Below are 12,562 nucleotides of genomic sequence, written 5' to 3'. Positions count from 1 at the left end.
CCGTGCTGCTTGACGCTGTCTATCCACCAGCGAATCCTGATGGTCCGTGAGCACAACATTGCAAGTCGGCATGGCGATCGCTTCCTTCGGAACGGTATTGCCAGGTGACGCCATAGCACCGGCAAACCCGACCCGAACGTTTCCCTCTGCAGACGGTGTCCACTCAGCTAACTCGTTCTATCAAAGTAGCGTTTGATGCCCAGTTACAGGTACTGGGCGGCCAGTGACCGGCTGGCACCGCGATCCCGCAGAGGAAAGTCACGGCTTGAGCGTAAGTCTTCGCCCGTCTTTTCCTATACTCGACCACCGTCTGCCGTGACCCATCCGATCTACGATGCCCGGTAACTCCCGCCCCCATTCATAACCGCTGCTCACACCCAGGTCGCGCACAAGCTTCGCTACCTTGACTCGAGTACAACGTTGCAGAAGTCCGACCAGGTGATCAGCACGCAGGTTACGAAGCGAATCGGCCAGTTGCAGCGCCTCCTCCAGGGATTGTCCCTTGACGCCTCGTTTGCCAATGTCGCTGGCGAGTTCAAGGAGCGCCAGTTCAGGTATGGAAACCAGGACAGAGGGATTCCTCGAAGGCAGCGGCCGGATATTCTCTGACAGCGAAAATTGGTCATCAAACAGTCGCGTCGTCTGATAGGTGTGAGGCATATGCTGCTCGACCCACCTCGGAAAGCGATGCACCTGTAGCCCCCACAACGTGACACGCGGCCGAAATACGATGTTATGCCGCACTCCCTGCCAATCGAGCGCGGTCTTGCCACCTACGTGGAGCCCCGCGCAATGTCGGCTTAGGTATGTAAGAACTCCCTCCGTGGTGGGTGTATCTCCTCGGAGCAGATACGCACCCTTAGACAGTCGTTGCAGCCATCCGGCGGTCACTAGGTAATGCGTCTGGGCGGGACTTATCCCGAAATGGCTGAGTAGCGCAGTGTCAAGCGGTTGCCCACGCGGCGCTTCATGCATCAACAGTTGTACTGCGTGCGTTGCCACAGGGTTTCCATTTACGTGATTTGATAAAGTAAATTATATGTTTATCTTTATTTTATGCAAATAAATCACGCATCGGACTGGTTCAATTGACCACTTCTCGGTGCAACTAGTTGCCGCGCGTGGAACTTCCGTGGTCGAACGATTGGACGCATGCGAATCTTCGGGCTTGAACGTGTGGATGTCGAGCTTCGCTGACAGAGGCGATCAGCTGCCCACTCTCTGTCGGGTAATCTCCCTGAGTTTCATATCTCCGTGGAAAACAGCACTGTCGTATGCAGCGAGGCGATATATGCCATTGCGGGCAAGCGCGTGTTGCGGGCGCGCAGAACCGCTGCCACCTGACTCCCGTTTGTGGCGCCATCTGCAGTGACGGTGCTCCACATATCTCGGCGCCTACCGACTTCGAGACCGCTGCGGCGGTTATTGCGAACAATACCTATCGGGGACGGGGCTTTTGCCGCGCGGCGTGAGTAGTGCGCGCGGATACTGACGCGATTGTTGGGCTGGCAAAGATCCTCACGATCAGGTCTGGGTGCTCCGCTTCGTCCGCTCAAGCGCACCGGTGCGCTTCTCACCGCCGATTAAAACTGTTTTTTCCCATGACCCGCTTATCGCACTGCCGGGACGAAGATAGCCTCAGTCGACTCGCAACCTAGCAACAGGACTTTTCGTGGAACGACAGGCAACTCACTGGATAAACGGCGAATGGCTGGAAACCGGCACACCCCGGGAAAGCATCGACCCGGCAACCGGCCAGGCATTCGCATCGTATTTCGACGGCGGACTCGACGAAGCGAAGCGTGCCGTCGCCGCCGCCCGTAGGACCTTTCTCGAGACCGACTGGAAAGTCGACCCGATGAAGCGCGCGACCGCTCTGAGCCATCTCGCCGATGCCTACGAGCAACGTTCCCAGGACATCATCGACTGCCTCTCGACCGAAAACGGCAAGCCCAGGGTCGAAGCCGGCTTTGAAGCCATGCAGATCGTGCGCGCGCTGCGGTTTGCGTCCGGCCTCGCGCTGCATACATTTGGGCGGGTCTCGGAGCCGCGCCCCGGAACGCAGTCGATGGTACTCCGCCAGCCCGTGGGCGTGGCAGGACTGATCGTGCCATGGAATTCGCCGGCCTACCTGCTGGTCCGCGCGCTGGCACCCGCGCTCGCGGCAGGCTGCACCGCAGTCGTCAAGCTGCCGGCCCAGGCGGCACAGACCGCGCGGCTTTCGGCCGAGATACTGGCGAGCGTGCCGGAAATTCCCCGAGGGGCAATCAATCTGTTCGTTGAAAGCGGTGCAGACGGCGCGAAGTTCCTCGTCGACTCACACGATGTCCCGGCCATCAACTTCACGGGCAGCACCTCAACCGGACGTGCAATCGCCACGGCGGCCGCCGCCCGCTTCAAGCGGGTCGGGCTCGAACTTGGCGGAAAGACGCCGCATCTGGTTTTCGACGACGCGGATCTCGCACAGGCGGTGCCGACCATCGCGGCATCGTCGACCGTGTTCGCAGGTCAGTTCTGCGTGACGGGTAGCCGCATTCTGGTTCAGCGCCGAATCGCTGAGCAGTTCAAGAACCTGCTGGCTGCACGACTCGTCGCCGTGCAGCCGGGTGTGTCCGCCGATGCATCAAGCCAGATGGGTCCGCTCATCGACCGCGCGTCAGTCGAGCGGGTCGACCGGATGGTCTCGGCCGCGCTGGCGGAAGGCGCGACGGTCCTCGTGCGAGGCGGCCCGATTGTCGAAGGGCCACTCGCGGCGGGCGCCTTTTACCGCCCCACGCTGCTGGAAGTGCCCGCGTCGGGTCTCGCCATCTCGCGCGACGAAGTGTTCGGCCCGGTTCAGACGCTTCAGGTGTTCGACACGGAAGACGAAGCCATCGCACTAGCCAACGATAGCGAGTATGGCCTGAGCGCTTGCATCTGGACGCGGGACACGGACCGGCCGATCCGCGTGGCGCGTCAGCTCGATGCCGGGCACATTTGCATCAACGAGTGGGCGGGGATGCAGGTCGAATTCGAGGAAGGCGGCTTCAAGAACAGCGGCCAGGGCCGGCTCGGCGGGCTCGCCGGCATCGATGACTTCCTCGAGTACAAGCAGATCCTCCAGGTCTTCCGCCACGCGTAACAGAAACCGACGGCTGCAGACCCGGCGTGCGCCGGCAGCGGAAAGACCGCCGGGTTTGCTGCCTCAACGAAGAGCCGGATATCAGCGGGGCCCTCCACGATATTCCCATATTTTTTGAAGATCCCTCAAAAGATAGGCCAATTATCAAAACTGGCTCGCGTGTAGACAATGGGCTCACTTCTTCAATCCGCGACTCTTCTTTACCTCACGCCGCCGGAGATTTCCACCATGACATCCACCGCTTCGTCACTCTTCACGCCGACCGTTGTTTCACAGTTCCAACTCCCGCACCGCATCGTCATGGCGCCGATGACACGCTCGCGCAGCACGCAGCCGGGCGACGTGCCCAATGCGATGATGGCGCGCTACTACGCGCAGCGCGCATCGGCCGCATTGATCGTCACCGAGGCCACGCAGATTTCTCCGCAGGGCAAAGGCTATTCGTTCACGCCGGGCATTTATAGCGCCGCGCAGGTCGCGGGATGGCGTCTCGTCACCGATGCGGTTCACGCCGCCGGCGGCCGGATATTCCTGCAACTGTGGCACGTCGGGCGTATGTCGCATCCGGACTTCCACGACGGCGAACTGCCTGTCGCGCCGTCCGCCATTCCTTTCGACGGTCAGATCTGGAAAGTGGACCCGGCAACGGGCGTAGGCGCTATGGTCGTGTGTCCGACGCCGCGTGCGTTGTCCGTCAAGGAAATTCGGGATGTCGTGGCCGACTTCCGCCGCGCGGCGCGCAACGCGGTAGACGCGGGCTTCGACGGCGTGGAAATTCACGGCGCGAATGGTTATCTGGTAGACCAGTTCCTGCGCACGACCTCCAATACACGCACCGACGAATACGGCGGCTCGCGTGAAAACCGGCTGCGCTTTCTGAAAGATGTGGTCAACGTCGTGGCCGAGGAAGTCGGCGCGGAGCACACCGCCATCCGTCTCGCGCCGTTCCTGACCGCCCGCGGCATGGACTGCCCCGACATCCTGCCGACGATTCTCGAAGCAGCCGAGTTTCTGCAGGCGCGCGGCATTGCCTATCTGCATCTCGTCGAGGCCGACTGGGACGATGCCCCTCAGTTCACCGAAACATTCCGCACGGCCATCCGCGAACGTTTTACGCGCCCCGTCATTGTTGCCGGTAAGTACGACTCGCCCCGCGCCGAGTGGGTTCTGTCGCACGGCTATGCGGACCTGGTCGCCTTCGGCCGCCCGTTCGTCGCGAACCCCGACTTTCCTCGCCGCCTGGCCGAGGGTCTGCCGCTTGCCAGCTTCGACGGAAGTACGCTGTTCGGTGGCACCGAACGCGGATACGGCGATTACCCGAACTGGAGCGGCACCGCCACGGCGGCGGAAGAAAGTGCGCTTACTCCATAAGCGGCCATTCACCGGCAGAGCACGCTATGTTAGATTCTCACACGCGGCAGTAAATGCCGCGAATGTTCTCAGGGCGGGGTGCAATTCCCCACCGGCGGTAATCGCGTGTACACGCGTAGCCCGCGAGCGCTTGCTGCGCCTCTCCTGGCAGCAAGGTCAGCAGACCTGGTGCGACTCCAGGGCCGACGGTAACAGTCCGGATGAGAGAGAGCAGGATTTCTTTTCGCGTTCTTCACGCGGCTTGGCCCCTGCGCGCCCTTTTCCTTTTCACACAGGACTCGCCCAGTGGCTACTACTCACACATCATCTTCATCGCGCTCCCAGCGCGTCGCCTTCGTCCAGGCCTGCTGGCATAAAGATATCGTCGATCGTTGCCGAACCTCGTTCGTCGCAGAACTCGCTCAGGCTGGTTATGGCGAATCGGACTGCGATTTCTTCGAAGTTGCCGGAGCATTCGAAATCCCGCTGCACGCTAAAATTCTTGCGAAGAGCGGCAAGTACGCGGCGGTGGTCTGCGCCGGGCTGGTCATTGATGGCGGGATCTATCGCCACGAATTCGTGGGCCAGGCAGTCATCTCCGGACTGATGCAGGTGCAACTGGAAACCGGAACACCAGTCCTGTCCGCCGTGTTGACACCGCACCACTTCCACAGCTCGGAGGAGCACACGAATTTCTTCCTCGCACACTTCGAAGTGAAAGGCGCCGAGGTCGCTCGCGCCTGCGTCCAGACAGTGGAAACGATCGCTGCATTGCGCGACTCGCGCGAGTGCGCGCCGGCGGCGCAAGCAGCCTGAGAGAGGAAGCGAACGGCGACCGCATGCGAGCGGCCGCCGCATTTGCCGGTCAGAACGTTTCCCAGCCTTCTGTCCGCGAGTGAGCCGTTGCCGGCGCCGGTGTGGCCGCCCTCGCTGCAGAGGTTTGGGGCCCTTGTGTCCTTACGACCGGAGCCTTGGGTGGCGGGGCCGCTCGAGCCTGCATCGGCTGACCGTGAAGCGCACCGTCAAGGTGGAAGATGGTCACCGCGGCGATCAACTGGAGGCCCTGGTCCTCGAGCAACCTCGACGCGGCGGCCGCTTCCTCAACCAAGGCAGCGTTCTGCTGCGTGATCGAGTCCATTTGGCCTACCGCGCGATTCACCTGCTCGATCCCCCTGGACTGCTCGTCGGTCGCGGCGCTGATCTCGCCCATGATATCGGTCACGCGTGCGACCGCCGAAACGATTTGGCCCATCGTTGCGCCGGCGCGTTCGACGAGCGCCGAGCCGGTGTGCACCTTTTGCACCGAATCGCCGATCAGGTGCTTGATTTCCTTCGCGGCTGTCGCACTCCGCTGAGCGAGCGCGCGCACTTCGCTTGCGACTACCGCAAAGCCACGTCCCTGCTCTCCAGCGCGCGCCGCTTCTACCGCGGCATTCAGCGCGAGGATGTTGGTCTGGAACGCGATGCCTTCGATCACGCTGATGATATCGACCACCTTGCCCGAACTCTCAGCGATAGCCTGCATGGTCGTGACAACTTCCAGCACGATTTCGCCGCCATGTGTCGCGATGTCGGACGCGTTCACCGCAAGCTGGTTTGCCTGGCGCGCGTTGTCGGCGTTCGTTCTGACGGCCGAGGTCAGTTCGTCCATGCTCGATGCGGTCTCCTGCAGTGACGCTGCCTGCTGCTCGGTGCGTGACGACAGCTCGACATTGCCGGTTGCGATCTGACTGGATGCGGTGGCGATACTATCCGCCGAGGTACGAACCTGACCAATCAGACGCACAAGGCTTACCTGCATCTCGCCCATCGAAGCAAGCACACTACCTCGTGGCGCATCGCGTGCGCCCGGCACTGGACTCAGGTCCCCACCCGCGACGCGCTGCGTCGCCTCGCCCAGCTCAGCGGGTTCCGCACCAAGAGCACGGGTCAGACTGCGTGTGATCAGCACCGCCGCAACCACCGCTGCAGCTAGCGCGGCCACGCAGATGCCGATCAGGAGCACGATCTGCCTGGTGTAGCGTTCCGCGGACTCTCTCATCAACTGCCGCGACTGAGCTTCCGTGTAGTCATGGTACGCATTGGTCGCCTTGATCAGAGCCGCAAGCAGCGGGCGGCCCTGGTCGTTCATGATGGCGATAGCCGCAGCGTGCCGGCTTTCCAGCGCGGCGTTGTAGATGTCCTCTGCCACCGGCCCGTACTGGACTTCGACCCGATCGATTTCGGCGGTGAGTGCCCGGGACTTTTCGCTTGTGTCAGCTGCGCTCTGCCTCTTCAACTCTCGCAGGCGCGCCTGCACGTCCGCATGAGCCTGCGTCAGCGCGGTCTTCTCCAGCTCGAAGTCCTCTGGCTTCGTGACAAGCACAAGCTCGTGCTCGGCAATCGCGCGCCGGTCCACCGCCGTGCGAACCTGCTCAGCGAGCGCCGCGCGCGCAGCGATGCCAGCCACGTACGTCTTGAAGTGTTCGTTCGTATTGCTCAGCGACTGCAAGGCCAGTCCGGACACCAGCAGCACCAGCAAGACAAGCAATCCGAACGCCACCGTGAGCTTGCCGCGCAGGGTCATTTTATTAAAATTCATGACTTACTCTCCGGTCACAACACTACAGATGGCCGTGTCCCGGACAGCCCCAACCGGACGGAACGCGGATTAATTATTTTGTCGCATCTTCTCTGCTGCATAGACGCCATAACGCTGGCGAGCGCAGACGGAAAACAAGCAGCTATCCACCGTGATCAATGGAGCGTTTCCATTAGCGCAATCTGGCCCGCGCCCGGGCGATCAACGCCGACGTCGACGAGTCATGCTTCTTTTCATCGACGCTCGCTGAGGTCAGATCCGCCTCGACCACTTTGCCGAGAATCTTGCCCAACTCGACGCCCCATTGATCGAACGGATTGATATCCCATACCGATGCCTGCACCAGCACCTTATGCTCGTACAGCGCGATCAAGGCGCCGAGCGAACGCGCGGTGAGTGCATCGACGAGCAGCGTCGTGGTTGGACGGTTGCCTGGAAACACGAGATGCGGCGCCAGTTCAGGCTTGTCCGCCCCAGCCACCTTCTTCGCCTCTTCGAGCGTGCGACCGAGCATCAGCGCTTCACTTTGCGCGAAGCAGTTCGCGAGCAGCAACGGATGATGACTGACGAGCGGATGCTCCGGCGTCAACACAGCGATGAAGTCGATCGGTACGATCGTTGGGCCCTGGTGCAGCATCTGGAAGAACGCGTGTTGCCCGTTCGTGCCCGGCTCGCCCCAGGTCACGGCGGCGGTCGGATAGTCGACCATCACGCCATCCAGGCGCGCCGACTTGCCGTTACTCTCCATCTCGAGCTGTTGCAGATACGACGGCAGGAAATGCAGGGCTTCCGAATACGGCGCGACCAGATAGCTTTGCGAGCCAAAGAAGTTGCGATACCAGATGCCGATCATGCCGAGCAGCACTGGCAAGTTCGTGTCGAGCGGTGCGTCGCGGAAATGCTGGTCCATCTCGTTGGCGCCGGCCAGCAGTTCGTCGAACTGTTGCGGGCCGATCGCGATCATGATCGAGAGACCTACCGCCGACCACAGCGAATAACGCCCGCCGACCCAGTCCCACATCTCGAACACATTTTCTTTCGCGATGCCGAACTTGACCACCTCCGTCGGGTTCGCCGACACGCCGACGAAGTGCTTCGCCAGCGCGCTTTCCGGGCAGCCTTTCTCGATGAACCAGTCGCGCAGCGAGCGCGCATTGGTCATGGTTTCGAGCGTGGTGAAAGTCTTGGAGACGACAATCGCGAGCGTCTCTTCGGGATCGATCTGCTGCATCACGTTGTACAGATCCGCGCCGTCCACGTTCGACACGAAGTGCGTGGTGATCTCGGGCGTGGCCAGATGATGCAGCGCGTGGACGACCATCTTCGGTCCGAGGTCCGAGCCGCCGATGCCGATGTTCACGACATAGCGAATCCGCTTGCCTGTATAGCCCGTCCATGCACCGCTGCGCACCTGGTCGGCGAACGCGGCCATTTTGGCGCGTTCAGCCAGGATTTGCGCATGGAACGGTGCTTCCGGATCAGTGGCGCGCAGCGCGGTGTGCAAGGCGGCGCGGCCTTCGGTCGGGTTGACGACTTCGCCCGCGAACATCGCGTCGCGGCGCTTTTCGACGCCGGCTTCGCGCGCGAGTTGTACCAGCGCTTTGAGGGTTTCGTCGGTGATGCGGTTCTTCGAAAAATCGGCCGCGAGACCGCCGCCCGCGAACGCAAAGCGCTCAGCACGGGTAGGGGCGGGATCGTTCTCGGGGGCGAACCAGTCGCGCATGTGCGCATCGCGAATCTTCTCGTAATGCGTTTGCAGCGAGGACCATGCGGCCACGACCTCATCGTGGTATCGGATCAGGCGCTCCACTTCCAGCCTTGACCCGAGAATGACGGGAACCCGCTGATGGACATGGTCAGGCTGGACTTCCATGATCGGCATCTCGCCCGTCGTACTCATCCCGCCAGCCTGTTCGACGATGAACGACATCGGATTGGCCTCATAGGTCAGCCGTAACCGTCCAGCAAGCTGGGGGTTCTTGTTGTCCCGCGGATAGAGGAAAACGCCTCCACGCATCAGGATTCGATGGACCTCCGCGACCATGGACGCTATCCAACGCATGTTGAAATTCGTTTGTCGCGGCCCCGAAGCACCCGCCACACACTCACGGACATAGCGGCGCACAGGTTCTTCCCAATAGCGCTCGTTGGACATGTTGATCGCGAATTCGCAGGTATTTCCCGGGATCTGAAGCTGTGGGTGGGTCAGCACGAATGATGCGGACTCCTTATCGAACGTGAAACCGTCGACGCCATACCCCGTAGTCAGCACGAACATCGTGGTTGCACCGTAGATCGCGTACCCCGCGCAGACCTGCTTCACGCCCGGCTGAAGAAAATGACGTTCGTCGAGTACGGCATCAGACACCGGCGCAGCCAGCACGGAAAAGATACTTCCGACAATGCCGTTAATCCCAAGATTGGAGGATCCATCGAGCGGATCGAAAAGCAGCAGATATTCAGGGGCATCCGTGGCATGCTCATGCCCGCTCACCTGAACCGACTCGAGCTCTTCAGACGCCAGTCCGCGCAGACAACCAATCGACTCGACCGTACTGATCATAATGTCGTTGGAAACGACGTCGAGCTTCTTTTGCGCCTCTCCATGAACATTCTCGGAATGAGCAATTCCGGATGCGCCGTCGAATACGCCTCGCTCAACGGCCGTTGCGATGGAGGAGCATGCATCGGCAACAGATTCGATCAGCGTAACCAGTCCTGCCGGGACTCGTTCGTCAAGTGCTGCTTTCGCGAGAAATGAGGACAGCGTAATGTACTGGGTGCTTGCTATGTGAGTCATATTCGGTCTGCTTGGCAGGAACTATCTGGCGATCGATTGGAATCAACGGGTTGGGAGAGGCTCCGTCGACATGCATACAGCAATGGTGGACGCTTACGCATCACATGGCGCGGCGCTACCTTGGCCGAGCAGCGCGAGGGCTGCATCGGGACCCGCGCCTCCCGCGACATAAGGCTCGGGAGGATCCTGCCCGCGCCAGGCGTCGATGACAGGATCGACCCATTGCCATGCGGCGTCGAGTTCGTCGCCGCGCATGAAAAGTGTGAGTCTGCCGCGGATCACGTCGAGCAGGAGCCGCTCGTAGGCATCCCTTCGCCTCGTCGAGAATGCCGAAGAAAACTCGAGGTTCAAACTCACCGGCCTGACCGTCATCTCATCACCCGGCGCCTTGGTCATCAGGTAAAGTTTCAGGCTCTCGTCCGGCTGCAACCGGATGACGAGGCGGTTGCCCTGGCTGTCCGTGCCGGGAGAGCCGAACACCGAATGCGGCACATCCCTGAAATTGACGACGATCTCCGCGACCCGACTCTGCAGGCGCTTGCCGGTGTACAGGTAGAAGGGCACGCCCGCCCAGCGCCAGTTATTCAGCTCCACTTTCAGCGCGACGAATGTCTCCGTCCTGCTATCGGCACGGATGTCCGGCTCGTCCAGGTAGCCCGCAACCGGCGCGCCATGCATCTCGCCGGCCGTGTACTGGCCACGTACGGTCTGCCGTGCCACATCGACCGCACTGAGTGGCTTGAGCGAGCGAAGGACCTTGAGCTTCTCGTCGCGTACGGCATCCGCTTCGAGACTCAGCGGCGGCTCCATGGCAAGTATGCACAGCAACTGCAACAGATGATTCTGGACCATGTCCCGCATTGCGCCGGTGCGCTCGTAAAACGCACCGCGCCCCTCAACGCCCACCTGCTCGGCAATCGTGATCTGGACGTCGCGAATCCCGTCGCGATTCCAGAGACGTTCGAACATCCCATTGCCAAAGCGCAGCGCAAACAGGTTTTGAACAGTCTCCTTACCGAGGTAGTGATCGATCCGGTATATCTGCTGCTCGCGAAATATCGCCCCGACCTCGCGGTTGATCCGTTGAGCGGAGGGCAAATCATGGCCCAGCGGCTTTTCGAGAACGACCTTCGATGTGGCGGAGACCAGCTCTGCCCGATTCAGTTCGGTGCATATCGGAATAAACAGTTCCGACGGCGTGGCAAGGTAGAAGATGTGCCCACGGCTGTCCTGCCATCGCAACATTGCGGCGAGCCGTTCGTAGTCTGCAGACACTCGCGCGTTCAGTTGAACGAATTCGAGGCGAGCTGAGAAGGTGCTCCACTGTGCGTCGTCGAAGTCGGTCGCGGGCAGGAACTGACGTAAGGCATCGCGTACCTTATCGAGGTAGCTGTTCCGCTCCAGCCCCTCCCGTCCGACGCCGACGATGCGCATGCCGTCCGGAAGCGCGCCCTCCCGGTGGTTCTGATACAACGCGGGTAGAAGCTTGCGCATGGCAAGATCTCCCGTGCCGCCAAAAATAACCAATATCTGTACTTTCATCAATCTGACTCCGACGGGATTCCTGGGGCCGTGTGACCTGTCGCGCGCTCGTGCCAGCGCAATCCATTACGCACAGTGCACGTGGTCATAGCGCCCTGCCATCGCCGACAGCGCAACCGGCTTGATCTTGTGCGCCTGTCCGGCACTGCCGAATGCCTCGAAGCGGAAACGGCACAGATCCCGGGCCGCGCCGAGTGCGTCCGTGAAGAATCGACGCACGTCGAACTCGGAAGGACGCTGTGCAAGTGAGCGCCGTATTGCCCCGGTCATCGCGAGGCGAATGTCCGTATCGATGTTGATCTTGCGTACACCATGGCGAATGCCCTCGCAAATCTCTTCCACCGGAACACCGTACGTTTCGCGGATTTCGCCGCCGAATTCACGAATGATCTCGAGCCATTCCTGAGGCACGGAACTCGATCCGTGCATCACCAGATGAGTATTGGGCAGGCGGCGATGAATTTCCCTGATCCTGTCGATCGCAAGAATGTCGCCCGACGGTTTGCGGGAGAATTTATAGGCACCGTGCGATGTGCCAATAGCAATTGCTAGTGCGTCGACCCCGGTACGCTGCACGAAGTCGACGGCCTGCTCGGGGTCGGTCAGCAGCATGTCGTGGGTCAATACGCCTTCGGCACCCGAGCCATCCTCTTCCCCTGCCATTCCCGATTCGAGTGAACCCAGACATCCGAGCTCACCCTCGACCGACACCCCGATGGCATGCGCCATCTCCACCACAGTGCGCGTCACCTCGACGTTGTAGTCGTAGCTCGCAACGGTTTTCATGTCCGGCATGAGTGAACCGTCCATCATCACGCTGCTGAATCCGCTGCGGATAGCGGCCTGGCAAACAGCCGGCGACGCCCCGTGGTCCTGATGCATCACGACCGGGATGTCGGGATAAGTCTCGATCGCCGCCTCGACGAGGTGACGCAGAAACGCTTCGCCTGCATATTTCCGCGCCCCGGCGGAGGCCTGCATGATGACCGGACTATCGCAGTCAGCGGCCGCCTGCATGATTGCCTGAACCTGCTCGAGGTTATTGACGTTGAATGCCGGCACGCCATACGCGTGCTCCGCCGCATGGTCCAGCAACTGCCGCAATGAAATCAGCGCCATGTCATTTCCAGGAAGTAATGTCGCCGTGCGGCGAACGTCGTTAAATTGA

General features: G+C 61.1%; 8 protein-coding genes, 1 pseudogene and 1 riboswitch. Of the genes and pseudogenes, 3 read left to right on the top strand and 6 right to left on the bottom strand.

Annotation, left to right across the window (positions count from 1 at the left end; translation table 11 throughout):
• Positions 1 to 258 precede the first annotated feature (258 nt).
• Positions 259 to 975: a type IV toxin-antitoxin system AbiEi family antitoxin domain-containing protein gene (locus PQR67_RS34830; protein WP_236556493.1), complete on the bottom strand. Its 717-nt coding sequence runs from the start codon at positions 973 to 975 to the stop codon at positions 259 to 261.
• A gap of 697 nt (positions 976 to 1,672) precedes the next feature.
• On the opposite strand from PQR67_RS34830, the gene PQR67_RS34825 reads away from it, so the two are divergent.
• The 3 genes from PQR67_RS34825 to PQR67_RS34815 all read left to right on the top strand — a co-directional run bounded on the left by PQR67_RS34825 (position 1,673) and on the right by PQR67_RS34815 (position 5,287).
• Positions 1,673 to 3,121, top strand: a complete 1,449-nt coding sequence (locus PQR67_RS34825; protein ID WP_408467333.1) for an aldehyde dehydrogenase family protein — start codon at positions 1,673 to 1,675, stop codon at positions 3,119 to 3,121.
• Between the two features lie 228 nt (positions 3,122 to 3,349).
• The gene (locus tag PQR67_RS34820) at positions 3,350 to 4,492 is read left to right on the top strand and encodes an alkene reductase (protein ID WP_408467332.1); all 1,143 of its coding nucleotides are present in this window, start codon (positions 3,350 to 3,352) and stop codon (positions 4,490 to 4,492) included.
• Positions 4,493 to 4,552: 60 nt separating this feature from the next.
• Positions 4,553 to 4,708: riboswitch (FMN riboswitch) on the top strand.
• A gap of 69 nt (positions 4,709 to 4,777) precedes the next feature.
• Entirely contained in the window at positions 4,778 to 5,287 is a 510-nt protein-coding gene (locus PQR67_RS34815) for a 6,7-dimethyl-8-ribityllumazine synthase (RefSeq protein ID WP_408467331.1), read from the top strand.
• Between the two features lie 49 nt (positions 5,288 to 5,336).
• On the opposite strand, the gene PQR67_RS34810 is transcribed toward PQR67_RS34815, so the two are convergent.
• The 5 genes and pseudogenes from PQR67_RS34810 to fba all read right to left on the bottom strand — a co-directional run bounded on the left by PQR67_RS34810 (position 5,337) and on the right by fba (position 12,513).
• Positions 5,337 to 7,052 carry a methyl-accepting chemotaxis protein gene (locus tag PQR67_RS34810; protein WP_408467330.1) on the bottom strand — a complete coding sequence of 572 codons (1,716 nt, stop codon included), beginning with the start codon at positions 7,050 to 7,052 and terminating at the stop codon, positions 5,337 to 5,339.
• 172 nt (positions 7,053 to 7,224) lie between these two features.
• On the bottom strand, positions 7,225 to 8,829 hold the full coding sequence (gene pgi / locus PQR67_RS34805) for a glucose-6-phosphate isomerase (protein ID WP_408467335.1): 1,605 nt from the start codon (positions 8,827 to 8,829) through the stop codon (positions 7,225 to 7,227).
• A 15-nt stretch (positions 8,830 to 8,844) separates the two neighbouring features.
• A pseudogene (locus tag PQR67_RS34800) lies at positions 8,845 to 9,852 on the bottom strand (class 1 fructose-bisphosphatase); the annotation flags it as partial.
• A gap of 93 nt (positions 9,853 to 9,945) precedes the next feature.
• Positions 9,946 to 11,394 (bottom strand): glucose-6-phosphate dehydrogenase, encoded by a 1,449-nt coding sequence (gene zwf, locus PQR67_RS34795; RefSeq protein WP_408467329.1) that lies wholly within the window; start codon positions 11,392 to 11,394, stop codon positions 9,946 to 9,948.
• A 66-nt stretch (positions 11,395 to 11,460) separates the two neighbouring features.
• Complete coding sequence (gene fba / locus PQR67_RS34790) at positions 11,461 to 12,513, bottom strand: class II fructose-bisphosphate aldolase (protein WP_408467334.1); 1,053 nt, start codon at positions 12,511 to 12,513, stop codon at positions 11,461 to 11,463.
• Positions 12,514 to 12,562: the final 49 nt, after the last annotated feature.

The organism is Paraburkholderia fungorum (assembly GCF_046026025.1).
Taxonomy (GTDB): domain Bacteria; phylum Pseudomonadota; class Gammaproteobacteria; order Burkholderiales; family Burkholderiaceae; genus Paraburkholderia; species Paraburkholderia fungorum_E.
The sequence above is the reverse complement of the archived record's forward strand: the minus strand, read 5'-3'. Positions and strand labels throughout refer to the sequence as shown.